Genomic DNA, 25,142 nt, shown 5'->3' with positions numbered 1-25,142 from the left:
GCGCTGACCGCTTCCCGCCGCATACCGAGGTAATCGACAGATGGAACAGGAAGGTCTGTTCGTAGACCTGCGCGCCGATTCCGCGCCGATGGAGCGCGGGTTCAAGCGCGCCTCCGATGCTGCGGATCAGATGACGAGGGTCATCGAATCCCGGACGCGGCGAATCGATGACGTGTGCAGCCGGTTGAACACCACTGCGGTGTCGGCCCTGCGGTCGGTGGCCTCGCAGATCGCCGGCATCGGCGGTCTGGTGGCCGGCGGCGCCCTGACCGTTGATCGGATCATTCGGCAGGCCGACGCCTGGAAGCAGACGGGCAATCAGCTTGCGCTGGTCACGCAGGGCACGGCGGAGCTGCGCGGCGCGCAGGATGCCCTGTTCGCCACGGCGCAGAAGAGCCGGCAAGCCTATGGCTCCGTGGTCGATCTTTACACGCGCGGGGCCAAGGCCGCGTCGGAGCTGGGGGCCAGTCAGGATCAACTGCGCCGCTTCGCCGAAGGTGCGGCGCTCGCCACCTCCCTTGGTGGGAAGAGCGCGCAGGAACAGGCGGGGGCCATCCAGCAGCTCGGGCAACTGCTCAACTCCGTCCGTGTGCAGGCGGAGGAATACAATTCCGTCTTGGACGGGGCGCCCCGGATCGCGCAGGCGGTCGCCGATGGGTTGGAGGCGGCGGGCGGCAGCGTCGGACGGCTGAAGCGGCTGATCGATGACGGCAAGGTCAGCAACCGCGAATTCTTCGCAGCCTTCCTGTCGCAGGTGCCGAAGATCGAGGCGGAGTTCTCCAAGCTCACGCCGACCATGGCGGAGGCCGGGACGGTCTTCGACAACGCCCTTGGCCGGCTGATCGGTCGTTCCGACGAATCGGTTGGGGCAACCACGATGATGGCCCGCGCCATCATCGACTTTTCCGCCGACCTGGACCACGCCGCGTCGGTCGCCGTCATGGCCGGCGGCGCGCTCGCGACCGTGCTTGTCGCGCGTGGCCTTGGTCCCATGCTGCCGGCCTTGGTGCAGGGCACGGCGGCCTTTGCAAACCTCGCCGGGCAGATCGTCGGGGCGGAAGCGGCGATCCTGCGCGGCGCCGACGCGGTGACCGCTTATTCCAGCGTGATGCCTGGGGCGGCGCGCTCCAGCCAGATGATGGCCGTGGAAACCCTGTCCATGGCCCGCGCCGAACAGGCGGCGGCGGCGGCCCGTGTGCAGGGCTTGGAGACGGCGCGGGCGGAGGCCGCCCAGCTCGCCGCTGCGGCGACCGCCCAGCGTGCCGAGGCGGCGGCCCGGTACGAAATGGCGCAGGGCATCGTCACCGCCACGGGACGGCGACAGGTCGCGGCGAAGGCACTGTCGGAACAGAACACCGCCACCGCCGCCATGATCGCTCACACCCGGCAGCTCCGTGCTGTCGAAGGCGAACTGGCGGTCGCCACCGCCGCGAAGACGGCGGCGGACGAGCGGGCGGCCCTGGCAACGGTCGCGCATGATGTGGCGATGCAGAAGGCGTCCCTGTCCGCCCGTGTGAGCGCTGCCGCCATGGCCACATTGAATGGGGCTCTGGACCTTGTCGGCGGTCCGGTGGGGGCCGCGATTCTCGGCTTGGCCGGAGCCATCGCCTTCGTCGCCACCCGCTCGACGGAGGCGGAGCGCGCAACGGAAGCGTTCACCGCGGCGCAAGAGGCCGCCCGGAACGCGATGCAGGAATCGTCCACGGACGTGGACGCGCTTGCCCGTGGCTATGAGCGCCTGTCCGACAGCATGAAGACCGTCACCGGCCTGAAGCTAGAGGAGGCGTTGCAGAAGCAGCGTGACGCCATCGCCGCACTCCGGCGGGCCGCGCAGCAGGATGTGGTCGTGTCCGGGGCCTCGCCCTTCGCCATCGTGGAAGGCAACCACGGGTCGGACAACCTGACGGAGGTGCGCGCCTTCGAGCGGATGGGGCTGGCCGCGCAGCAGGTGGACCGCCTGCGCGCGGCTTTCGAGGCGTTCCGGACGGCGGCGAAGGACGATCCTCAGGCCATCGCGTCCCTGGTGCAGACGCTCGATTCCATCGGGCGGGAGGCTGGTGCGGCCGGTGGCCCGCTGCTCGACCTCGCGCGGAAACTGGCCGACCCCGCCACGAAGGCCGGGGAGGCGGCGCAGGCTGCGAAGGAGCTGGAGGCGCGTCTTGCCCTGCTGAAGAACCCGGCGGACGCGGCGGCGCGGGCGGTGCTGGACGCGGGCAGGAACGCTGCGTCCGCGTCCACCGGCTTCAACCAGATGGCCGGCGCGGTCGATGCCGCGGTGTCGAAGGTCGCTGACCTGTCGGCCAAGGCGAAGCTGCTGGCCCTGCCCGCCGGCTTCGCCCGGCGCGTGGCCGAAATCGTCGGGCCGGAACCGGAGGTCAAGACGCCCGTGGTGACGGGCTTGCAGGACCGCCGCACCAACTCCAGCGACACCGCCTATCAGCAGCACCAGACGGCAACGGCGGTTGTCGGGATCGGTCTTGCCCGGACCTCGACTGCCGAACTGAAGGAGAGGACGGCGGAGGAACAGCGCCGGGCCACCGCGAACCGCCTGCTGGCCGGCGCCCTGACCGACACGGCCAAGGCCGAAGCGCAGAACCGTGTCGAGCTGTCGAAAGCCGCGCTGGAATATCCTGGCCTGGGGGCCGAGACGGCCAAGACGATTCTGACCACGAAGGATTTCGGGGCGACGCTGGCGACGCTGCCGCCGGAACTGCAAGCCCTGTGGACGCAGATGGGGGCCAGCTCCACGGCGCAGCTCTCCGGTGAGTTTGCCCAGCTCGTCGCGCAAACCAATCTGGAGACGGCCTCCACGATCCGGCTGGCCGACGCCTATGGGCAGGGCGCCGCAGCCGTCGAGGCGGCGAACCGGCAGATCGAAATCGAAACCCGGCTGCTGAAGCTGGGGGAGGGTGCGCGTGGGCAAGTGACGGCGATGGTCAACGCCGAAGCCGACGCCCGGCAGCGCTTGGACATGGCGAAGTGGGTGGCCGAAACCGACGCGCAGATGGCCGCCGCCCGCCGGCTGGCCGATGCCGAAGCGAAGGGCGGCGAAGCCGTCGCCGAAGCCAACATCCAGAACAAGATCGCGGAGGATCTGGCCCGCCAACGGATCGGCACCGGGACGAAGGAAGCCGGTGTCATCGAGGCGAAGATTCGCGCGCTGGAGGGGGAGAACCGGGCGCGGCGGGCCGCCGCCGAACTGCGGTCGGCGGACGACGATCTGTCCTATGCGCGGGCCGAACTGGCGCTGATGGGGCAGACGGAACAGGCCCGCGACCGCGCCCTGGTCAGCCTGCGCAATCAACAGCAGGCCGCCCGGCTGGCCGGTGAGATCGGGGTGGAGGCCGCCCAGCGGTGGCTTGCGACGCAAGAGCAGATCGCGGACACCCACGCGCTGAAGGCGTATGCCGACGCGGTACGGCAGACCGCCGACACCATCGCGACCGATTGGGCGGAAACGCTCTTCGACGCGATGACGTTGCAGGACAAGTCCACCAGCATCCTCGACGCGATCAAGGCCCTGTTGCGCCGGATCGCGCTGGAGTTCCTGAAAACTCGGATCGTCCTGCCGGTCGTGACCCAAGTGGTTGGGTCGGCGTCCGGCCTGTTCGGCATCTCCGCCCCGGCGACCGGCGCCGGGACTTCCGGCCTGCTGGGGCAGGCCGGCAACGCCGGGATGAACTGGGCAAGCGGCAAGGCGCTGTCCTGGGCTGGTGATCAGATCGGGGTGGGCAGCCTCTACAACGGAGCGCTGAATTGGGCCGGTGGCGCGCTGGGGCTTGGCACGTCGTCGGCAGCCGTCACCGGGGCCGCCGACCTTACCGCCGTTGCTGCCGGCGATGCAGTCATGGCCGCCTGGGGCGGGGGCGGCACGACCGCTGCCATGGAAGGGGCCGGCGCTGCCGCGCAGACCATGGCGGTGGGGGCCGGCGATGCGGCCATGGCCTCCGGTGGCGGTCTAACCTCCGCGGGGTCCGCTCTGGGCGGCTATCTGGGCGCTGCTGGAGCCGGTGCGGCGGGCGGCTACCTGGGCGGCCTTCTGGGCACCGCCACCAACTCGAAGGCCGTTGGCGGAGTGTCGGGCGCGGCGCTCGGGGCCGGTGCATCGGCTCTCGCGGCCTACATGGGCCTTGGCGCGATGGGTGGGCCGGTGGGGCTTGCCATCGGTGCCGTGGTGGGCGGCATCATGGGGATGCTGGGCACCCAAAAGGCCAGCGTCGGGCCGAACAGCCGGGCGAATCTCACGCTGGACGGCGGTGTCTGGAAAACGGGGGACGCCGCTGCGGACAATGGCGGTGATCTGGCGAAGACGCGCGGGGTCACGGACGCCATCGCGGCGTCGCTTAACGCCCTCATGTCGGCGGTGGGGATCAAGAACGCCACGCTCATGGAGAATGTGGCCGCTATCTCGCTGATGGAGAAGGATGGCCGCTTCACCACGGAGATGCGCGGCAAGAAGAAGGATTTCTCGGATCAGGCGTCCGCGCTGACGAGCCTGTTTTCCGACGTTCTCCAGATGGTCATGGAGGACGGGGCAACCGAGTTCGCGAACAAAGACAACAAGGTCATAGCGGAGAATGTTCGGGCCGCGCTGAACGCTTCCATCGGCAAGCCGGTGGAAGAAGTCATCAGCAACCTGACCTTTGCCGCCACCGATTTCGCCCATGCCTATGACAGCGTCGGCAAGGCGGCGGGTGACCAGTTCAGCGAGCAACTGACCACCCTCTCTGTGGGGTTCCAGGAAGCGCGCGACCGGGCCGCCAAGCTGGGGCTGACCACCACCGGCATGTCGGACTCCTTCGAGAAGGCCACCAACCGCATGATCGATGCGGCCAGCCGGGCGCTGAAGGGGCTGCCGGTGGACGCGATCAACGCGGCGATGGAGTCGTGGCGCAAGAACGCCGTCGCCTTGATGGGGGCCGGGCTGGACCCCGCGCCGGCCATGCGGCTGCTGGGGCAGCAGCTCGAATCGATCCTTGTGAGTGCCGGGGCCGGTATCGACGGCTTGCAGAAGCTGATCGAGACCGCCGCGATTCTGCGCGACATGGGCGAAGACACGGGCGCGCTGTGGGCGACCACGCGCGCCGAACAGGTCAGGGCGGCGGTCAACCAAGACCTGTCCATGCGCGAGCTGGCGGCAAAGGTCGCGCTGGGGCAGGCGTCGCAGGCCGCCTACGACATGGCGGAACTGGAAATCCGCCAGCGGCAGGAACTGGCCGACGTGACCGACGCCGCGGTGCGGGCGCGGCTGATCGAAGTGCAGGCGACCGAAAAGGCGGCGGCGGTCGCGAAGGCGGCGGCGCAGGCGACTGCCGAGCTGACGGCAAAGCAGCAGGCCCTGATATCGGCGGGCGGCGACACCCGGAAGTGGCTGGACCAGCGGGCCGGCACCGCCAGCACCTCCGTATCCCCGGAAGAGGCGTTGCAGGCCGCGCAGGCTCAATTCGCGCGCGACCTGTCGCTGGCCCGCGGCGGCGACGCCGACGCCTCCCGCCGGATCACCGACACCGCCGACCGCCTGCTGGCCGCCACCGATGCCGTGCACGCCTCCGGAGCTGAATATCAGGCGATGGAACGGTGGGTGACCTCCAGCATCGCGGGCCTGCCGGCGACCGTCAGCTATGACCAACAGATTCTGGCTGCTCTGCGCGAGCTGGGCGGCTCCGTCAATGTGCAGGTGGAGCTGACGACGGTCAGGACGATCACCGAAAGCCTGAACGCCCTGTCGGAGGAAGAGCGGAATCGCCTGACGCAGACGGCGGTCATCCTGCGCACGGTTGAGGAGCGATTGGGGCAGCTTCTGTCCCCCGCCGACCTTGCGCGGCTGGTGGATGCCGAGTTGGTCACCCGTGACGTGCAACAGGTGCTGGGGCGGGACCTGTCGTCGGTGGAGCGTGACGCCCTGGTGGCGGGCGGTGCGGTCATCCGTTCGGTGGAGCAGGCCATAGGCCGCGCCCTGACGGCGGCGGAGGTGGCGACGCTCATCCAGGGCGGCACGGTGGATCGAACCATCGTGCAGGCCATGGGCCGTACCCTGACCACAGCCGAGACCGCCGCCCTGGTGCAGTCCGGCGAGGTCATCCGCAGCATCAGCCAGTTTCTGGGCCGGGACCTTTCCTTCAGCGAGGCCGACGCCCTTGTGGTCGGGGGTGCTGTTGTCCGCACGGTCGGGCAGTATCTGGGGCGCGACCTGACGGTGGAGGAGCGGGCCGGGCTGGTGGCGGCAGCCCGCGTGATCCGCACCGTCGAGCAGCAGCTTGGCCGCCCTCTGACCGATGCCGAACAGGCGGCCATCATCCTGCCGGCTTCGGTGACGCGCACCATCGGCCAGACGGTGACCCCGGCGACGGGCTCCACCCTGATCACCTCCGGCACGGAAACCAAGACGGTCAAGCAAAGCGTCGAGACGACGGAGACTGTCCAAATCTCGCGCAGCATGGACGACAAGCTGTCGGGCATCCTGACCGCGATCAAGGTCGCGACGGAGGCGAGCAGCAAGCTGCTGGAGTCGGTCCGGTCGTTGGTTGAGCGGGCGGTGGATGGCGATGGCCTCATGGTCAGGACCCGGCCCACCAGCGACCCACGGAGCTGGGTGGCCTTCGAACAGGGCGGCGTCATCCCCGGATACGCGGGCGGTGGAACGGTCGCCAACGGTGTCCGCGGAAAAGACAGCGTGCTGGCGCGCTACCCGGACGGGCGCCCCATCTGGCTGGCCGGTGGGGAGTTCGTCACGCCGGAACCGGCGGTCACCCCTGAGACGTATCCGGTGCTGGAGTACATCCGGCAACACCATGCCCTGCCGCCTCCGGCGTCCGGCTATGAGGCCGGGGGTATCGTCGCGCCACCGCGGGGGTTCGCCGACCTCGATTCCCGCGTGCCGGTGCCGCGCAGGCTGATCGAGGCGCCGGCTGCCGTGGCGGCCCGCCTGGATGTGCAGCCGGTGGTCGGTGCCATCAACGCCCTGACCGTGGTGGTGGGGCGGCTGCGCGAAGACGTGGTGGACCTGGGGCGGGCGGATCACGAGCAGCGGGCCGCGCTGTCGGGGGCCGTGGACCGCCGTCTGGTGGCGATGGCGGATGTGCTGGACACCGTGGCGCGTCGGGTCGGAGGACGATGATGCGTGTCGCTCTGTTCGAACTCGACTGCCACCATCGGGCGAGCGGTCATGTCCACCGCTGGTTTCTCTCCACCGGCAGATACGTCACCTGGGCGACCGATACGCCGCGCGATCTGGCGTTTTTGCCGCTGGTGGAGGCGCCGCCGCGCGTCACCGTGTCGGTGTCCTCCTGGGGCCGGACACGCGGGGGCTCGCGGGTGGAAGTCGCTCCCATCCGCCTGCTGAACCCGCAGCGGGACCGGGCCGTTCCGGCGGAAGCAACAGTCTACGATGTGACCGCCGGAGCATGGCTGCGCCTGCCGCTGGCGGAGCGTCCGTTGAACATCCTGCTGACGGATTACGAGCCGTTGACCATCATCATGCGGCTGGTGGAGTCCGACCGGCCCTATGCGGCTGCGGTTTTGCACTGGCGTGGCCGTTGCCGTCGCTGGCAGCCGGAACGGGCCGCCCTGCGTCTGCCTGTCGCCGACCGCATGGGCGATTTCGATCAGCCGGTTCTGACCGACCGTTACGACGAGACGGCACCGGAATCCCTTCGCGGACTGACCAAGGAACTGGTGATCGGACATGCCCCGATCATGGAACCCACCTATCTCGGCATCGTGCCGAGCGGGACCTATGCCGGGCTCCACCGCTGGTCAACCTGCGGCGGTCTCCCGATAGAGGGTGTGCCGCGATTCTGGGATCGTGGCGTGGACTACAATCCCGTGACCGCTCTGCCGGTCGCCGCGTCGAAATACTTCGTCTCCACCAGCGACGGCATGGTCTACACCAGCGTGAAGCCGACAACGCCACGGTGCGAGGTCAAGGGCTGGAAGCCCGGTGGCGTCTGGCTGCGGCACATCGGGCAGGTGATCGGTCACCTTGGCACGTCCGCGGGGCTGATCGGGGCTGCCGATCCCTCCGGCATGGACGCCACGCCCCGCACCGTGAACGTGGTGCTGCCGCCGGGCGACACGACCACCCATGCCCAGCTCTACGACCGCTTGGCCGGGTCCGTGGCGCGCGGCTATTGGCTGGTGGACCTGCTGGGCGAAACCCTGATCGTCGGGCGCCTGCCGCGCGCGGATGACGGCGAGGCCGTGCGGACCTACCGCGCGGCCACCGGCTCGACCTCCGGGCTGGAGCCGGAAGACCTTGGGTCCGATGAACTGCCCGCCCGGCAAGTCGTGCTGCGCTGGGGCCGAAATATGCGGCCGGACAGCACGACGGCATCGGATGCCGAAGCCGGCACGGTGGCCCTGTGGACCCGTGATTGGCGGGAGGCGCCCTCCACCGTCGATGCGCAGGTGGTGGCGATCTACGGCCAGCAGGGCAGCCGCATCGTCACGCTCGATTCCGAACTGGCCTATGCGGCTGACGCAGCGGCGGAGGTCCCGCTGTGGGCGGACGAGCTGGCCGTCCCATCCCGCGGCTATGTCCTGCCGGTTCATGACGGCGCTCCCGGCGTGACGCTGTGCGACCGCGTCCTGGTGATCGACACCGTGGCGGAGTTCGGGGACGGCGCGCGGGCCGTGGTCTACGGGCGGGACATCGGCGAAGGCGCCGCCGGAACGCTCAAGCTCTTTGTGGTGAGGTGACGATGCCGGGTCTGATTTGCGATTCGAACGACGTGATCGATGCGGCGATCACCAGCAACCGCCCGTGGACATCCACGGCGCCGCTGTCCGCGCTTGCCACGCTGCCTCTGGCCGATGCGGCGGTGACGGCGGCGACCGCGACGGCGGAAGCGCCGCTGGAAATCGTGCTGCGCTTTCCGACCAAGCGGTTCGTGTCCTATGCCGGGCTGCTCGACACCAATCTGCGGCAGACCGGCTATGTGCGGTGCGAGGCGTTCGCCGACCATGCCCTGACGCAGCGTCTGCGGACGACGGTGCGCGCGGATGGGCGTGACCGGCGCGTGATCCCGCCGCCGCTCAACCCCCGGTCCATCCGGTTCGGGGCGTCGAACTGGCTGCTGGGCAGCTTGCCGGCTCGGGACTTCCGGCTTTACGCGACGAACGTCCATGTCGTCTGGCCGGTGTGCCGGGCCGCCGCCGTCCGGTGGACGATCTGGGGGCAGGCGTACCGCCCCGATGGCGCGGACGATTCGCGCTACCGCATCGCCCATGCCTGGGCCGGGGACGGCATCACCCTGTCGCGTCACGCCGGCAGCTCGGACGGCAAGACCTTCGGCGGCCAGACGATCACGACGGCGTCCGGCGACGTGTGGGTGGAACCCGGCACGGTGAAGCGGCGCGCGGTGATCGATCAGCAGGTGGTGCGGTCCTGGGACCGCGATGGCTTGGCCGATCTTGCCCAGCGCGTGCGCCTGGATTTGCCGCTGGTCTGGCTGCCCAACACCACCAGTGCGGCCGATTGCTGGCGCTACGGCGGGCTGTTCCGCCGCGTGGGGGATCACGAACAGCAACATCTGCCGCGCCGCATGGCGAGCACGACCATCAATCTGTTGGAGTGGACCGAATGATTACCGCAGAGCAGCAGGCCGCTCTTGCGCGGCTGGCGCAGTACAACACCGGAGAATACAGCCCGACCGGGAACCAGTACGGTTTGACCGGGGAAGGTGGCACGGATGCCAATTTTGATCTTCTGTGGCGTGATGTGGTCACGGTGGCCGGATATCTGGCGTCGATTGGCAACAACATCAACTTCGTCACCGAACGGGCGGCGGTGGCGACCCTTCTCCAGCGCTGCCAAGACTTGGTGGCGCAGATCACCATGGGCAGCACCAGCGCGCTCGCCTTCCCGGCGGTGGACAAGGTGCTTTTTTCGTCTGCAAGCATCGCGGCGACCTTCGTCTACGACACCCGCCTTGACGATCGGTTGCCCGATGGATCGCGCTGGAATGAGGCGGGGCGTTGCTCGGGTCTGTCCTACTGGTCCGAGGCGCTGGGCGCTTATACTGGGGTGAAGCGCGACGTTCCTGCGGTGGTGGCAATCTCTGCGCTGAAGGAGCAGTGGTATCTGCACGACGCGCTGGACCTTGATCCGGTGACCGGCGTGCCCAGGCTCTGGAGAGCTTCCAACCCGACCGGCAACGGCTTGGTGTTGTGCGGTCCCACCTCGCCGATCACCTGCGTCTTTGCACTCAATGGCTATGTGTATTTCGGTACCGGCATGGGTCTGCATGTGGTCAGCCTGACCAGCGACTGGTGCGAGCGGTACGACAACGGAGGGCGGCGGCGAAGGCTCGGTACCTTTGCGCAGCGCAACACGGTACTGGCCGAGGGCGGCGTCATTGCCTCCGGCGCCCTGCCGGCGACCGCGATCAACAGCGTGCACGCCCGCGTGTACCCCGGCGCGCCTCTGGACGCGGCTGGAATGCCCATCCCGACCGTGGCTGTGGCATGCGGGGTGGGCGGCGCGGTTGCGGTCATCCACCCGAATGGCACGGTGGCGGTGGCGACGGGGTTGAGCAACTGCGCCAGCGTCTACCTCACCGACCGCGCGACCGTGATGTGTGAGCAACTCGGCTTCGACGCCGTCGAAATTGCTCTGCCGTACGCGACGGGCACTCCGACCGTCGTGCAGCGCTTCGGAGCGTATCGCACAACGTATGGCGGCCTGCCGGTCAACTTCAGCGCCAACGCGGCCTACATCATGGGCCATGATACCATCGGTGGTCGGAATGGCGGCGGGTTGACTTTTCTTGCCCGCGACTACGGCAACGATGCCGCGGGTATGGTGGCCTACACTACGACCACTTACGCCACCGGCTGGATGCCGGGCGACACCCGCCTTGCCACTCTCTGCGACGCCGCCACGGGCAGCATTACGGGTGGGGTGGTCGCAGATCGTAGTTACAAAGCCAAGCCACTTAACATCATAGGCACGCTCCAGCGCAACCCGGTGGCGGCCGGCGCGGACGTGGTGGCGTGGTCCGGCTTTGGCGCTGCGAACTACGTGGAGCAGCCGCCCAATACCGACCTCGATGTTGGTGCTGGTGATTTTTACCACTGCGGTTGGCTCGCCAATCTGACGACGGGGTATGTCCTGCGGCGAGGGACGGCCTCCACCTCATCCCCCTGGTATCGGCTGGTCTATAATGGTTCGGGGCGGTTTCAGTTCGACGTGAGCGATGCAACCAACACCGCAACAGCGGTTTCAACGTCAGCGGCGACTTCCATCCTATTCGTAATGGTGTGGATCATTCGGCGGGGGGCAATTATTGAGGTCTGGGTGAATGGCGTTCTGGAGGCAACTGCGTCCGCCGCGAGCGTCGGGTCGATCACGAATGCGGCTGCAACTCTGCGCTACGGCATCGCCCAAGATGGCACGGGCGCCATGCACAGCGGCACGGCCCTGACGATGTGGCGGTCTGGGGCCTACGCTCCGACTCCGGCTTTAATCCGCAAGATGTACGCCGACGAGGCGCCGCTTTTTCAGCCCGACGCAAAGGCGCTGCTGGGCGGCGCAAGCTCCGCCGTGTCCTCGCTGGATCGCGACCCGCTGACGGGCCGGCTGGCTGTCGGTACTGGCGACGGTGTGTCGGTCTTTTCAAGGCTGCGCAGGGTGTCCTACTACGACGAAGCCGTCTTGGCTGCCACCTCGTCCGACGCCGTGCGGTCGGTCGCATTGCGCGGCGGCTCGCTGCTGATCGGCACGGCGTCGGAGGTCGGCGTGGTGCTGGACGCCACCGGCGGCAAGGAGGCCATCGCGGTGGGTGGACCGCGCCCTGTGGGAAATGGCTTCACCGCCCGCGGCGTCACCACCGATGGGATGGCCCTTGATCTGGCGCCCCGAGTCCCGGTCGGCGAGCGGGAAACCGTCATGATCGAGGCCCGCTTTGTGGGCCGGGTCACCGGGGCGGCAGACACGGAGCGCCTGACCTATGGGCGGCGGGCGACCTACTACCGGGACGCGGGCGGCGCCATCACGCTCCAGGGAGCCGTCCAGACAGTCGGCAGCGACACGGAGGTCACCGGCACAGCTGACGCCACTCTGGCGATTGTCGGCGATTGGGTGGCCGCCCGCGTGACCGGCGTGGCGAGCAAGCGCATCGTCTGGAGCGCCACCTTCACCATCACCCGCATCAGCGAGGAGACCAGCTATGCAGCCTGACCAGATGCCCGACAGCTACAAGGGCGGGCGCCTGCTGTACCGGTGGCGGTGGGTGCAGATCGTGCCGGCGGTGCTGGACCCGCTGACCGGTGACGAGCTGATGCCCGCCGTCTACGGGCCGCGCTGCCCGGACGCGCCGCTCGATGTCTTCGACGCCACGCCGGAGGAGATCGAGACGACGCTGCTGGCGAATGCCGAGGTCCGGGCGCTGGTGGCTGCGGCCCTGCCGCCGCCCAAGCCCATCGTCGTCACAGAGTTCGACACCGAGGGCAACCTGATCGGGGAGCGCGAAGTCATCCCCGAGCCGCCCGGCATCCCGGCGGTGCCGCTCGCGGATCTGAAGGCCGCCGCGGTGGACCTCATCAACCGGCGCGTCGGCGAGCTGCGCGCGGACCACATCACCGTCACCACCGGGCAGTCGGCCACCTATCTGGTCAAGCAGGACGAGGCGGCGCGACACGCGGCTGGCGACGCCGGTCCGTTCCCCTACTTGGAGGCGGAAGCCGACGCCACCGGTCTCACCCTGGGCGCCGTGGCCGCCCTGGTCGGCGCCACGGCAACGGCCTGGACCGCGGTCAACGCCGCCTTGGAGGGGAAGCGCCGCGCCGCGGTGGAGGCCGTCAAAGCTGCCGAGACCGCCGTCCAGGTCTACCAAGCCTGCACCCACCTCCGGGCCTGACCGCCCGCGACAAGACTCCCAACCCGTTCACCACCCGGCGCCCGCGAGGCGCCTTTTTCATGCCCTGAAGGAGGGCGCACCATGGCCGTGGAAGAATCGAGCAAGACGCTGGGCCGGCTGGAGGCCAGCGTCGAGGAACTGACCCGGCAGTGCCGGGCGCTGTTCGCCAAGAGCGACGAGTCGACCGCCCAACTGCACACCGTGGCGGCGACGGTCGAGCAGTTGGCGGAGGCCACCCGCGATCTGCGGATGGAGGTGGCGGAGCTGCGCCGTGCCCGCGACCGTGGCGTCGGCTTCATGACCGCGCTGACCCTGGCCGGTGGCGGCGTCGGGGCGGTCGCGGCCAAGCTGCTCGCCATGGTCGGCGGCCCCACGCCCGGTCACTGACATGGTGCGCGATCTGCTGCCCGCCGCTGAAGCCCGCCGTGATCTGGTCATGACCGACTGCGGCGGAAACAAGGATGCGGCCATTCTGCTGCTGGCCCTGCTGCTCGAAGCGGCCCTGGTCAACACCAGCTCCGGCATGCTCCGGCAGCCGCCGGAGCGCAACCGCTAACCACCATCCCACAAAGGAGTGCTGTCCTGATGACCACGCCAATCGGCGCGGCGATCCCGCGCGCCCCCACGCTGCCGCGTGGGGTTCGCAACAACAACCCCGGCAATCTGCGCCACGGCGACGATTGGCTGGGCCTGTCCGCCATTCAGACCGACACGGCGTTCTGCCAGTTCGACAGCCCGCTTTACGGGCTGCGGGCGCTGATGCGCGTGTTGTTGAACTACCGGCGCAAGACGGACCCGCAGGGCCGGCGCATCGTCACCATCCGGCAGGCGATCAGCCGATGGGCGCCGCCGTCCGAGAACGACACCACCGCCTATGTGAACACGGTGGCCCGCCGCCTGGGCGTCGATCCCGACGCTCCGCTGGATTGGGGCTATGCCGAGACGCTGACCGGCATGGCCCGCGCCATCGTCACCCATGAGAATGGCCGGGCGCCGCGGGACTTCCCGGCGGACTGGTACAGCCCCGAACACTATCACCGGGCCGCGATGATGGCCCTTGGCCTGACGGAGGTGTGACATGCTCCAGCTTCTTCCCCTGCTGATGCCGATCATCACCGAGCTGGTGGGACGCATCCCCGATCCGCAGGCCCAAGCCAAGGCGGCGGCGGAGATGCAGGCCAAGGTCATCGACGTGCTGTCCGCGTCCGATTCGGCACAGCTCCAGGTCAACGCCGCGGAGGCCGCGCACCCATCCCTGTTCGTTGCCGGCTGGCGTCCGGCGGTGGGGTGGCTGTGCGTGCTGGGCCTGGGCGTGCAGACGGTCGTGTACCCTCTGGCCGGGTGGGCGTTGACGATCTATGCGCCGGGCACCAGCCTGCCGCAGATCGACACCGAAACGCTGCTGGGGCTGCTGGTGCCGATGCTGGGCATCGGCACCCTGCGGACCGTCGAGAAGCTAAAGGGGGCTGCGAGGTGATCGGCGGTTGACTGCCGGTGACTTGGCCGTGTGAGACTTTCGTCTCATGGGCTGAGAAGGCCCTTGACCTTGAACTCAGTGCCACGGTTTGCAACAACCTGTGCAAACCGTGGCCTGAAATCTCGCAGAAACACACGTTTTTCGCCTGCTGCGACGGCAGCAATGTCACGGCCGCCGTACTCGGCGACCATATCAACGCGTCCAGGGCAGCGATCATAGGAGGCTCTGAAAGTGGAGGCTCCTTTCAATATTTCGTATTGTTCAGCTTCATAAGATTATTTATACATAGATAGGCCCAAATTCTCTTTTTAGAGATAAGTAATTTGGGCCATAACTGTCAATATTCAGACGGTTTGCATTACTTTTCTTACAGATTTGTGAAGAATAAACCTTTTGTCTATTGCTGGGTTTGGCTCACCTCGGAATGACCAAAGGTTTCTCTTCAGAATTTTCCCATCTTCTGTTTTCAAGTCAAATTGATTTCCAATCATTCCTATCCGGTACATATATCTAATCAGCTGTTCAGTTTTTATTTTTCCAATAATAGCTTTCTTATTTCTCTGAGTCATTAAATTTATTCTTCTCTCAATTTCTTTTTTATCAAAAGCATAACTAAAGCCGCGGAATATAGATAGTATTTCATCTTTCTCTGTCTCATTATATGATGCTGATATTTCTTCGCTGAACTCTTGGAGCATATACCCGCCGAAAATATCTTCAGATTTTAGGAAACTATCTTCGGTAAAATGATTTGACTCATCCTCTAGTTCTAGGGCAGCTTTTATTCTAAGAAGAACTCCGCGAGGGCGATGAAGGCCTTGGTCTAGCAAATAGCTCCTTACGTTTTGTCCTTTCACATTTTTCGGGAAATACGCATCCCAGACATCTGAAGAGTATTCTCCCGCCATATCAATTTCAGAATATTTTATTTTGTTTTCGAATATGTTCAGAACTCTATGGTTTTCTAAATTATCATGGTACCAGTTAAGCTTTACTCCATAGGCGTCGACGATCTTATCGACTTCCTGGCTGTTGGATGTAAATGAGTTCAATATTTCCGACCTGATACTAGCTAATATTACGACATCCATTCCAGCGCGACCAAATAGGGAATTTATGTAATCTATTGAGAAAACAAGATCTCTTACTAGTCTTCTGTCTCTCTCGCCGTCTCCATATTCGCTCATAAAGAACTCAAGCTCATCTACAAATAGCCTTACGATTGACGAGTCCTTAAGCTTAATTTTCCCAATGGAGTCCTGTATAAGGCGTATGAGGTCAAGAAACTCCATTTCCTTATCACTACGGCGGGCCTCCACCTCAGCACTAAGTTCAGATCGAAGGTTTTTGCTTCCTGCCGATAGTAGAATTTTTCCTTTAACTGTTTGAACATGGAAGTTATCATATATTGTGTTTAATCTATTTTCTTTGATATCAAGAAGTTTTCTGATGTCTTCGTAAATGTCGATGCCTTGGCATACATCATCCGGATGAACTATAGTAAATATGTTTTTAAGGAGGTACCACTCCCAGATAGTTTTGTAATCAGCTTCAACAGAGAATCTATTTTGATCCTCGACTATCACAATATCTGTCATTCTATCAAGTCTATCCCTATCTTCTTTCCTGATATCTGATTTAAAAAGTATTATTTTTGACCTATGATCACCCATTTTTCTCTTTAAGTGCCAAAGCAAAGTCGTTTTGCCGCTTCCTTTCGGTCCCACTATAAGAAAACGTGCTCCTGACTCAAGGTCAGACATTTTGACCCTCGGAGGAACAACAAAAGAATTATCAAGTATCGTAATATTTTGGCGATCTTGCTTCGTAAACTCGTGAAGTGCATCACGTTCACCAAAATGTATATCACTTAGATTTAGGGGCAGGCTCATTCATGTCCTCCTGTGGCTTTTGCGTTTGGTTAGTAGTAGAAGACGTTGCAAGATAAGAAGTTGTCTTGACTCTCTTTTGTTCTTGTAACGTGACCCAACGGAAGCATACGGACGTATGTAAGCTCACCATCGATGTGAGATAATAGCGAATTGAGATTTGGCGATCTATCGGTTCTGACATGAGGGTTTAGAGTACGGATCAAAACCATGCCTTCATGACCCCAAGCCATTGATTTCGCCCGGACTGAACGAGGTTTTGATCGGCACTCTTAGGTCCTGTTCTCAAACCCTGAGCCATAGTCGGATAGCCCCGATGTGGACCATGGCGAGGTAGTTGGCGGCGAGTTTCTCGTATCGGGTGGCGATGCGACGGAACTGTTTGAGGCGGTTGATCAGGCGCTCGATGGCGTTGCGGGAGCGATAGGCGGCCCAATCCACCAGAGCACAGGGCTTCTGGCTGGAGGGCTGTGGGATCACCGCCCCGATCCCGCGCCGACGCAGGTAGCGGCGGATGGCTTGGCTGGAGTAGGCGCGGTCAGCGACCACGCGCTCGGGTCTTTCCCGCGGTCGTCCACCTGCCACTCGGCGCACTGCGACCGCCTCCATCAGCACCGTCAACGCGCTCTGGTCGGCGGCTTGACCGGGGCTCAGCACGAAAGCGAGCGGTTGGCCGTGGCGGTCGGCGCGCAGGTGGATCTTGGTTGAGAAGCCGCCGCGCGAGCGGCCAAGCGCTTGGTTCAACTGCCCCCTTTTGCGCCGGCGGCGTGCTGGTGGGCGCGGACCACTGTGCTGTCGACTTGGTGCAGGCTCCAGTCCAACTTGCCGGCCTCATCCGCCTCGGCCTGAACCAGTTCCAACACGCGCTCCCATACCCCGGCCTTGCGCCAGCGGTAGAAGCGGTTGGCCGCCGTCTGCCAGGGACCGTACTCGGCCGGAAGATCGCGCCAGGGCGAGCCGGTGCGGTTCACCCACAGGATCGCCCGCACGGTGCGCTCCAGGTCCCGCGCCGGCCGGCCCGTCCACGGGCGTTCCGGCGGAAGCAACTCCAGCAAATGCTGAAGCTGCTCATCGCTCAGTTCAGATCGTGCCATCCCCCTTCAACAGGGCACAGCCAAACCCTCACAGCCTTTGAGAACAGAACCTAGCGTCGGTGCTGCCGGCCTCATATAGGTAGGGATACGGCGGCAATGTGCCGGTACTCACCTCGACTACTATTTGAACACAGGGTGGAAGGATCAGCATCCGAATCCAACGGTAGGACTGTATTGGTGGTAGCTCTCCGCCTCTACCATCACGAAAGCCCGCCAAGTCTTGGACTTGGCGGGCTTTTTCTTTGTCCGACGTGAGACCAAGACGCGTTCCTCAATCCTCCGTCAGCGCGTGTGCCATGGCATCCTGCAACGGCGCCAGCACGTAATCGATGGCCCGGCGCTGGCCGGTCGCGATCAGCACGTCCGCGGGCATGCCCGGATGCAGGGCCGCCGGGCCGAGGCGCTCCAGCGCGCCGGGCAGGGGACGGAGGCGGGCCACGAAGTAGGGGGCGTGGGTCGTCGGGTCGGTCAGGCGGTCGGCGGAGACGTCGACAACGGTGGCGTCGATCGGCGGGGTGCGGCGCGGCTTGAAGGCGCTGAGGCGCACCTGCGCGGTCTGGCCGGCCTTCACCACGTCGATGTCTAGCGGGTCGATGCGCGCCTCGATGGTCGGCGGGCCGCTGTCGGGAACGACGTCCATCAGCGGCTCGCCCGGCTTCACGACGCCGCCCACGGTGAAGACGGTCAGCCCGACCACACGGCCCGGAACGGGCGCGCGGATCTCCGTGCGCTCCACCGCGTCGCGGGCGGCCTTCAGGCGGGCGGCGGTCTGGTCCAGGGCGTTCTGCGCCTCTTCCATCTCCGCGGCGATGTCGGAGCGGCGGGCCGTCTCCTTGGCATGGAGCTGGGTGTCGGCGACCGTCACCGCCTGCTCGGCCAGCAGGGCGCGGGCGCGGGATTGATCGCGGGTGCCGGCGAGGTCGGCCATGGCGCGCTTCAATGACAGGACCCGCAGCTTGCGCTCCAGCCCCTTGTTGAAGAGGTCGAGCACGCCGGCCAGTTCCTCCTCGATGTAGACGATCTGCTCGGCGGCCGCGCGTTCCTGGGCACGGTGGGCGGTCACCTCGCGCTCGGCCTGCAGGCGCTGCTCGCGCAGCACGGCCATGTCGCCGTCATGGCGGGTCCAGCGGGCGGCGAACAGCTGCTGCTGGACGGCCAGGGCGCGCCGGGCGGCGGCGCTCCCATCCACCAGTTCCGCCGGGACGGAGAAGGCGCGCTGGCCGGCGTATTCGGCGCGCAGGCGGGCCATGCGGACCAGGGCGGCGGCCTGTTCGGTGGACAGCTCCTCCAGCGTGGCGCGGCTCTGCGTCCCTTCCAGGCGGAGCAGGGTCTGGCCGGCGGCCACCGTGTCGCCGTCGCGCACCGCCAATTCGGCGACGATGCCGCCTTCCAGATGCTGGATGGTCTTGCGGTTGCCGTCCACCACCACGGTGCCCGGCGCGTGGGCGGCGCTGTCCAGCGGAGCCAGGAACCCCCAGCCGAGCCCGGCGCCCAGCGCCAGGGCGATCACCGCGCAGCCCGCCCGCACCGCACCGCCGATGGAGGGCTCGGCGCGGCGCGGCTCCGCCGGGATGGCGCTTCGGTCCAGCAGCGTGTCGGTCGTCGTCATCTCGATGTCTCCAATCAGGGGGTGGCGGTGGCGGCAACCGGCTGCGGCGCGGTGGCGCCATTGGTGGTCCCGAGCCGCCGGACCATCTCCGCCCGTGTCGCGGTCTGGTCGATCATGCCGTCGCGCAGCACGACGATGCGGTCCACGGCGTCGAGGACACAGCGGCGGTGGGCGATCACCACCACCGCGGCGCCGCCGGCCTTGGCCTCGGCGATGGCGCGCAGCAGGGCCGCCTCGCCGGCCTGGTCCAGGTTCGCGTTGGGCTCGTCGAGAACGAGCAGGCGGGGGTCGCCATAGAGGGCGCGGGCGAGCGCGATGCGCTGCCGCTGCCCGCCGGAGAGCCGGGCGCCGCCCTCGCCGATCGCCGTTTGGTAGCCGTCGGGGAGGCGGCCGATCATCTCATGCACGCCGGCCCGCCGCGCCGCCGCGGTGACCAGCGCCGGCTCGGGCTCGCCCAGCCGGGCGATGGCGTCCTCCACGGTGTCGCCGAGCAGGCCGACGCCCTGCGGCAGATAGCCGACATGCCGCCCGCAGTCGTCGCGGTGCCAGCGCCACACATTGTGGCCGTCGAGGTAGACGCCGCCCTGGGTCGGCTCCAGCACGCCGACCAGCAGCCGGGCCAGCGTGGACTTGCCCGCCGCCGAGGGGCCGACGATTCCCACCGCCTCCCCCGGCTCGACCGAGAAGGAGAGGCCGCGCAGCGTCGGACGGTCCGACCCCGGCGGGACGTAGGTCACGCGGTCCAGCAGCAGGGAACCGCTGGGGCAGGGCAGGGGGGCGCCCGGCGCGGGTGCCGCGTCCGCGGTGAACAGGACGCGCAGGCGGCGCAGGCTCTCGCGGGCCGAGGACCAGTTCCGCCAGGAGTCGATCAGCTGTTCGAAGGGCGCCAGCGCCCGGCCCATCAGGATGGAGGCGGCCAGCATGCTGCCCGGCGACACCTGCCGGTCCAGCACCAGCATCGTGCCGGCGGCGAGGATCGCCACCTGGGCGGTCATCCGGCAGACCTTGGCGAGCGAGGCGACGGCCTGCGCCCGTCCCGCGGTCTGGTTGACCAGTTGCAGATGGTCGTCCTGGACCGCCTGCCAGCGGCGGCGCAGGGTGCCCATCATGCCCATGGCGGCGACGGCCTCCACGCCGAGGGACGCCGCCTCGACGTCGGCGCCGTGGCGGCACAGGGCGCGGTTGGCCTCCGCCGCGCCCGGCATGGTCAGCATCCGGCCGAGCAGGCTCACCCCGACCAGACAGAGGATGCTCCCCCCGCAGACAAGCCCGTAGAGCGGGTGGATCAGCGTCAGGAAGAGCAGGAAGACGAGGCTGAGCGCGGCGTCGAGCGGTGCGGTGAGGCTCGGCCCGGACAGGAACTGGCGCAGTTCGTTCACGTCGCGCAGCACCTGGGCCGGGCGGCTGGCGCCGCCGCGCAGCAGGCCGCCCATCGACGCCTCCAGCGCGTCCATGGTCAGGCTGCGCGCCGCCAGATGGCCCATGGCCTGGGTCAGGCGCCCGCGGATCGCCTCGACCAGCCCGAACACGGTGAAGCAGCCCAGCGCCAGCAGCGACAGGGCCACCAGAGTCTCCACGCTGCGGCTGCCCAGCACGCGGTCGTAGACCTGCATCGTGTAGAGCGGCATCGCCAGTTGGATCAGGGCGAGAAAGACGCTGAACCCGCCCGCGGCGGCGAGGCCGGAGGCGATGCGCCGCCGGATCGTGCGCAGCGCTGGTGGGCCTGCCGGAGACGTATGGCGGGTTTCCCGTGCGGCCATGGGAAGGGCGCTCCTGTCGTCTGGAGAAGGGAAAAGGGGCGCGCCGGGAAGGACGGCGCGCCCGGGACCTCGGTCAGGCGGATCAGTAGAAGGAGATGTCGCCCATCGGGTTGTCGCCCTTCACGATCAGGTCGTGGAAGCCGGTGTCGTTGGCCGCGTTCCAGGTGACGACGTAATTGCCGTCCTTCTGCCAGATGCTGTATTGGCCGTCGGCGGGCGCGCTGGTCGAGCCGGCGTAGCTGTAGCTGCCCTTCAGCCAGATCTGGTCCTCGTCCTTGAAGTCGGTGATGGTGTCGGCCTTGCCGGCGTAGATGTCGCCGCTGTCCTTCGTCTCGAAGAAGAACCAGTCCGCTCCGGCCCCGCCGGTCATCTGGTCCTTGCCCGCGCCGCCGTAGAGGTCGTCGAAGGTATCGCCGCCGCTCAGCGTGTCGTCGCCGTCGCCGCCGTACAGCTTGTCGTACCCGCTCTCGCCATAGAGCTGGTCGTTGCCGCTGCCGCCATAGAGCGTGTCGGTGCCGTTGTAGCCCATCAGCAGGTCGTTGCCCGACTCGCCGTAGAGCACGTCGTTTCCGTTCCAGCCGTCCAGCGTGTCGTTGCCGGACCAGCCGAGGATGGTGTCGTTGCCGTCATAGCCTTGCACGTAGTCATTGCTGACGCCGTACTTGATCATGTCGAGATAGTCGGCGTTGTTCGTGCCATAGACGTTTGCCATGATGCGTTTCCTTCGGATCAGGGGATTGTGCCGTGCAGGGGGAGGCGTATTCTTCTCCGGATTTTTTATTTCCGGTTCTCTCTGAAGGCCTCGCCCTTGCACAGCCATTCTTCCCGGATCGGGCATCCGGCACTGTTGTCCACTTCACAGTTTTGAAAAGGAGAGAAAAAGACCCGGCGGTCAGCGCCGCCGGTGCAGGATCATCCCGCCATGGTGCAGCACCCCGTCGACGAAGTCGCCGTCGGCGGTGAAGCCGGTGTCGTCCCAATAGTCGATGTGGTCGCCGGTGACTTTGTAGCGGCCCTGATACGCCTTCTCCCGGTTGCCCCGCGCCTCGACGTAGCGGTTGTTGGGAAGAAGCTCGTGACGGACGCGGCCGTCCTGCGTCACCCACAGGCCGACATAGGGGTGATCCGCTTGCGGCGGGTTCTCCACCCCGGGCCGGTCGGTGGTCTGGGCCAGCGCCTTCCGGTCGGGCAGGGCCTCGGCACCGGAGGCGAGCAGGGCGGCGGTCAGGGTGGCGGTCCGGGCGAGTGCGCGTTTCATGGCGTGCCTCCTTCCGATGGGCGGCGCTCGGCGAACAGCTCCGAGAGGGTGCGGGCGGCGGAGATCGCGCGGGGGAAGCCCGCCGGGACGGTCACCATGTAGATGATCTCCTTCAACTCGTCCTCGGAGACGCCGGCGTTGAGCGCGTAGCCGGCGTGGATCTTCATGAAGGCCGTCTCGCCGATGGCGGCGAAGGCGGCGACCGCGGCCAGTTGGCGGGTCCGCGTGTCCAGCCCCGGCCGCGACCAGACGTCGCCCAGCGCGTAGGCCTCGGTGGCCTCCGCCAGGAAGGGGAACTCCTCGCGCATCCGCTCCAGCGTGGGCTGGGGCTGGCCGTTGTTCAGGCTGCGGATCACTTCGCCGCCGCGCTTGGCGCGCTCCTCCGTGGTCAGGGCGCTGGCTAGGGCAGGGGCGGGCATCGCCGGAACCGCGGCGAGCAGCCCCGCCGCGACGAGGGTGCGCAGGCGCGCGGGGGGACGGCTGAGGGTGTCGGTGCCGTGGGTCATGCTCACATCCTCCTCAGTGACTGGCTCAATGGCTGGCCGTGGGGCGGACGACGATCTCGTTGGTGTCCACGTCGTCCGGCTGCTCGATGGCGTGCAGGATGGCCCGCCCGATGGCGTCCGGCTTGATGGAGACGGCGCGGTAGCTCCGCATCAGCTCCTCGGCCTCCGGGTCGGTGATGGTGTGGGCCAGTTCCGATTCCACGACGCCGGGGCAGACGCAGGTGACGCGCAGCCGCTCGTTCTCCTGGCGCAGCCCGTCGGAGATGGCCCGCACCGCGTACTTCGTCGCGCAGTAGACGGCGGCGGTCGGCGACACGGCGAGCGCCCCGATGGAGGCGATGTTGATGATCTGGCCGAAGCCCTGGCCGTTCATCACCGGCAGCACCGCGGCGATGCCGTAGAGGACGCCGCGGATGTTCACGTCGATCATGCGGTCCCATTCCTCGACCTTCAGCGAGGCCATGGGGGACAGCGGCATGACCCCGGCGTTGTTGACCAGCACGTCGATGCGCCCGAACCGCTCCTGCGCGAAGGCGGCGAAGGCGGCCATGTCCTCGCGGCTCGTCACGTCCAGCGCGCGGACCTCCGCCGTGCCGCCGCCGGCCCGGATGTCGGCGGCCAGGGCCTCCAGCCGGTCCGTCCGGCGGGCGCCGAGCACCAGCTTCGCCCCGGCGGCGCCGAGGACGCGGGCGGTGCCCTCGCCGATGCCGCTGGAGGCGCCGGTGATGAGAATCGTCTTGTCGGTGATCGCGGTCATGTCGTGCTCCCTTCCGTCGATCGTTGCGGTGACGGAGAAAAGCTATGATGCGCCGGTCGTTCGTTCGAGTTGCCAATCATGAACGGGCTGGTTAGGTTCTCTAACCAATGAGCGATCCCTTCGAAGGCATGGCGGCGTTTCTGGCGGTGGCCGAGACGCTCAATTTCCGCCGGGCGTCCGAGCGCCTGGGTGTCACCCGCTCCGCCGTCAGCCAGGCCGTCCGCCGGCTGGAGGACCGCATCGGCGTGCCGCTTCTCCAGAGGACGACGCGCAGCGTCCGGCTGACCGACGCGGGCGCGCACCTGCTCGCCGCGACGCGCCCGGCGCTTGCGGAGATCGGCACGGCGCTGGAGGTCATCGCCTCGGCGCACGGGGCGCCCGGCGGGACGCTGCGGCTGGCCGTCTCGTCCATCGCGGAAAGCATCCTGGAGGGGGAAGCGCTGGCCGGCTTCCTGGCCGCCTACCCATCGGTCGGCGTCGACATCCTGGTGACGGACGAGGAGTTCGACATCGTCGCGGCGGGCTTCGACGCGGGCGTCCGGCTGGGCGAGGCCATCGAACAGGACATGATCGCGGTGCCGGTCTCCGCCCCGCAGCGGCAGCTGGTGGTGGCCTCACCGGCCTATCTGGCGCGGGCCGGCCGGCCGGCCCATCCGCGCGACCTGCTCGCCCACCGCTGCATCGGCTGGCGCCCGGCGCCGGACGTGGCGCCCTACCGCTGGGAGTTCACCGAGGACGGCCGCGACTTCGACATCGCGGTGAATCCGCGGGTCGCGACCAACGACATGGGGATGATGGTCCGGCTGGCCATGGCCGGCGCCGGGCTCACCTGCGGCATGGAGGAAACCTTCCGGCCCCATCTGGAGCGCGGCGCGCTGGAGGCCGTCCTGGAGGATTTCTGCCCGCCCTTCGCCGGCTTCCACCTCTACTATCCCAGCCGCCGGACGGTGCCGCCGCGGCTGCGCGCCCTCATCGACCATCTGCGGGCGCGGAGCGGCGCGTCGCCGGGAGCGTCACGCCAAGGGTGAGCCAAGGCGTTAACGCGGCATCAGCGCGAACACCCCCCAGCCCAGATAGTCCCGCGTGTAGGTGGCGTAGCGCATCGGTTCCGAGGTCAGCTTGGCTCGAACGTCCTGCGCGAAGCCGTCGCCGGGATTGGCGTCAAGCCAGCGGCGCATGGTCAGCCATTTGGCCGCCTCGTAGCGGTCCCAGCCGTCCTGGTCGGCCAGAACCATCTCGACGACGTCGCAGCCGAGGCGGCCGAAGGACGCGAGAAGCTCCGGGAGCGTGAGGAAGTCGGCGATGGCGTTGGCGAGGCAGCCCTTGGCAACCTCTTCGGTCGGCGGCATCCGCCGCCAATAGGGCTCACCGATGAGGATGATCCCTCCGTCGCGCAGGCTCCGCCCCAGAAGCTCGACCGTGCCGGCGACTCCTCCGGCGATCCAGGTGGCACCGACACAGGCGGCCACATCGACCCTCTCGTCGGAGACATATCCGGCCGCATCGCCATGAATGAACGCGACCCGATCGGCGACGCCGAGTTCGATAGCACGGAGCTTCGCCTGCTCGGTGAATAGCCGGCTCATGTCGATGCCGGTGCCGGTGATGCCGTGATCGCGTGCCCAGCTGCACAGCATCTCCCCCGAACCGCTGCCGAGGTCGAGCAGCCGGGTCCCCGCTTCCAGACGCAGCGCCGCGCCGAGGGTGGCGAGCTTTTCCGGCGTGATCGGGTTGTGGATGCGGTGGGCGCTTTCACTGATGGTGAATATTCGGGGGATGTCCACGGTGGAAGACGTCCTTGAACGAATGCGAAGAATGGGCGGTCTCGCGTCGGCGCGAATGTGGCCGTCCGGCGGGCGAGGATGGTGGAGCGATGATCGCGCGCGGAGGCAGGATAACCTGCGCGGTTGCGTCTCAACAAGTTCTCATAAAAGT

At 66.9% G+C, this 25,142-nt stretch carries 18 protein-coding genes and 1 pseudogene; 10 read left to right on the top strand and 9 right to left on the bottom strand.

The window, feature by feature from the left end; all coding sequences use genetic code 11:
* Window positions 1-40: 40 nt before the first annotated feature.
* From TSH58p_RS07255 to TSH58p_RS07220, 9 genes are all read left to right on the top strand, one after another.
* A complete protein-coding gene (locus TSH58p_RS07255; protein ID WP_109068499.1) occupies window positions 41-7,117 on the top strand; it encodes a tape measure protein in 7,077 nt (2,358 codons plus the stop codon).
* The gene (locus TSH58p_RS07250; protein ID WP_146205826.1) at window positions 7,114-8,697 is read left to right on the top strand and encodes a hypothetical protein; all 1,584 of its coding nucleotides are present in this window, start codon (window positions 7,114-7,116) and stop codon (window positions 8,695-8,697) included. The genes TSH58p_RS07255 and TSH58p_RS07250 overlap by 4 nt, the downstream gene beginning before the upstream one ends.
* A 2-nt stretch (window positions 8,698-8,699) precedes the next feature.
* Window positions 8,700-9,584 carry a hypothetical protein gene (locus TSH58p_RS07245; protein WP_109068497.1) on the top strand — a complete coding sequence of 295 codons (885 nt, stop codon included), beginning with the start codon at window positions 8,700-8,702 and terminating at the stop codon, window positions 9,582-9,584.
* The gene (locus tag TSH58p_RS07240) at window positions 9,581-12,178 is read left to right on the top strand and encodes a hypothetical protein (protein WP_109068496.1); all 2,598 of its coding nucleotides are present in this window, start codon (window positions 9,581-9,583) and stop codon (window positions 12,176-12,178) included. Before TSH58p_RS07245 ends, TSH58p_RS07240 begins: the two co-directional genes overlap by 4 nt.
* Complete coding sequence (locus TSH58p_RS07235) at window positions 12,168-12,857, top strand: hypothetical protein (RefSeq protein ID WP_109068495.1); 690 nt, start codon at window positions 12,168-12,170, stop codon at window positions 12,855-12,857. Before TSH58p_RS07240 ends, TSH58p_RS07235 begins: the two co-directional genes overlap by 11 nt.
* An 81-nt stretch (window positions 12,858-12,938) precedes the next feature.
* The gene (locus TSH58p_RS07230; protein ID WP_109068494.1) at window positions 12,939-13,244 is read left to right on the top strand and encodes a hypothetical protein; all 306 of its coding nucleotides are present in this window, start codon (window positions 12,939-12,941) and stop codon (window positions 13,242-13,244) included.
* 1 nt (window position 13,245) lies between these two features.
* Window positions 13,246-13,413 carry a hypothetical protein gene (locus TSH58p_RS33040; RefSeq protein WP_158282561.1) on the top strand — a complete coding sequence of 56 codons (168 nt, stop codon included), beginning with the start codon at window positions 13,246-13,248 and terminating at the stop codon, window positions 13,411-13,413.
* Window positions 13,414-13,442: 29 nt separating this feature from the next.
* Window positions 13,443-13,934 carry a structural protein gene (locus tag TSH58p_RS07225; protein ID WP_199230038.1) on the top strand — a complete coding sequence of 164 codons (492 nt, stop codon included), beginning with the start codon at window positions 13,443-13,445 and terminating at the stop codon, window positions 13,932-13,934.
* 1 nt (window position 13,935) lies between these two features.
* A complete protein-coding gene (locus TSH58p_RS07220; protein WP_109068493.1) occupies window positions 13,936-14,334 on the top strand; it encodes a 3TM-type holin in 399 nt (132 codons plus the stop codon).
* 344 nt (window positions 14,335-14,678) lie between these two features.
* Here TSH58p_RS07220 and TSH58p_RS07215 read toward each other — a convergent pair whose 3' ends face one another.
* The 8 genes and pseudogenes from TSH58p_RS07215 to TSH58p_RS07180 form a co-directional block, all read right to left on the bottom strand.
* Window positions 14,679-16,226: an ABC transporter ATP-binding protein gene (locus TSH58p_RS07215; protein WP_109068646.1), complete on the bottom strand. Its 1,548-nt coding sequence runs from the start codon at window positions 16,224-16,226 to the stop codon at window positions 14,679-14,681.
* A 282-nt stretch (window positions 16,227-16,508) separates the two neighbouring features.
* A pseudogene (locus TSH58p_RS07210) lies at window positions 16,509-17,317 on the bottom strand (IS5 family transposase).
* A 271-nt stretch (window positions 17,318-17,588) separates the two neighbouring features.
* Window positions 17,589-18,926 (bottom strand): HlyD family type I secretion periplasmic adaptor subunit, encoded by a 1,338-nt coding sequence (locus tag TSH58p_RS07205; RefSeq protein WP_109469192.1) that lies wholly within the window; start codon window positions 18,924-18,926, stop codon window positions 17,589-17,591.
* A gap of 14 nt (window positions 18,927-18,940) precedes the next feature.
* On the bottom strand, window positions 18,941-20,686 hold the full coding sequence (locus TSH58p_RS07200; protein ID WP_109469191.1) for a type I secretion system permease/ATPase: 1,746 nt from the start codon (window positions 20,684-20,686) through the stop codon (window positions 18,941-18,943).
* Window positions 20,687-20,768: 82 nt separating this feature from the next.
* Window positions 20,769-21,398: a calcium-binding protein gene (locus TSH58p_RS07195; protein WP_199230274.1), complete on the bottom strand. Its 630-nt coding sequence runs from the start codon at window positions 21,396-21,398 to the stop codon at window positions 20,769-20,771.
* A 180-nt stretch (window positions 21,399-21,578) separates the two neighbouring features.
* Window positions 21,579-21,944, bottom strand: a complete 366-nt coding sequence (locus TSH58p_RS07190; RefSeq protein WP_109469189.1) for an Atu4866 domain-containing protein — start codon at window positions 21,942-21,944, stop codon at window positions 21,579-21,581.
* On the bottom strand, window positions 21,941-22,450 hold the full coding sequence (locus TSH58p_RS07185) for a carboxymuconolactone decarboxylase family protein (RefSeq protein ID WP_109469188.1): 510 nt from the start codon (window positions 22,448-22,450) through the stop codon (window positions 21,941-21,943). The genes TSH58p_RS07190 and TSH58p_RS07185 overlap by 4 nt, the downstream gene beginning before the upstream one ends.
* 25 nt (window positions 22,451-22,475) lie before the next feature.
* The gene (locus TSH58p_RS07180; RefSeq protein ID WP_109469187.1) at window positions 22,476-23,207 is read right to left on the bottom strand and encodes an SDR family oxidoreductase; all 732 of its coding nucleotides are present in this window, start codon (window positions 23,205-23,207) and stop codon (window positions 22,476-22,478) included.
* A 107-nt stretch (window positions 23,208-23,314) separates the two neighbouring features.
* Between TSH58p_RS07180 and TSH58p_RS07175 the strand changes: the two genes are divergently transcribed.
* Window positions 23,315-24,235, top strand: a complete 921-nt coding sequence (locus TSH58p_RS07175) for a LysR family transcriptional regulator (protein WP_109469186.1) — start codon at window positions 23,315-23,317, stop codon at window positions 24,233-24,235.
* 9 nt (window positions 24,236-24,244) lie between these two features.
* On the opposite strand, the gene TSH58p_RS07170 is transcribed toward TSH58p_RS07175, so the two are convergent.
* Complete coding sequence (locus tag TSH58p_RS07170) at window positions 24,245-24,991, bottom strand: cyclopropane-fatty-acyl-phospholipid synthase family protein (RefSeq protein WP_109469185.1); 747 nt, start codon at window positions 24,989-24,991, stop codon at window positions 24,245-24,247.
* Window positions 24,992-25,142: the final 151 nt, after the last annotated feature.

Origin of the sequence: Azospirillum sp. TSH58 (assembly GCF_003119115.1) — a bacterium.
Taxonomy (GTDB): domain Bacteria; phylum Pseudomonadota; class Alphaproteobacteria; order Azospirillales; family Azospirillaceae; genus Azospirillum.
This window is presented reverse-complemented; position numbering and strand designations above follow the sequence as displayed.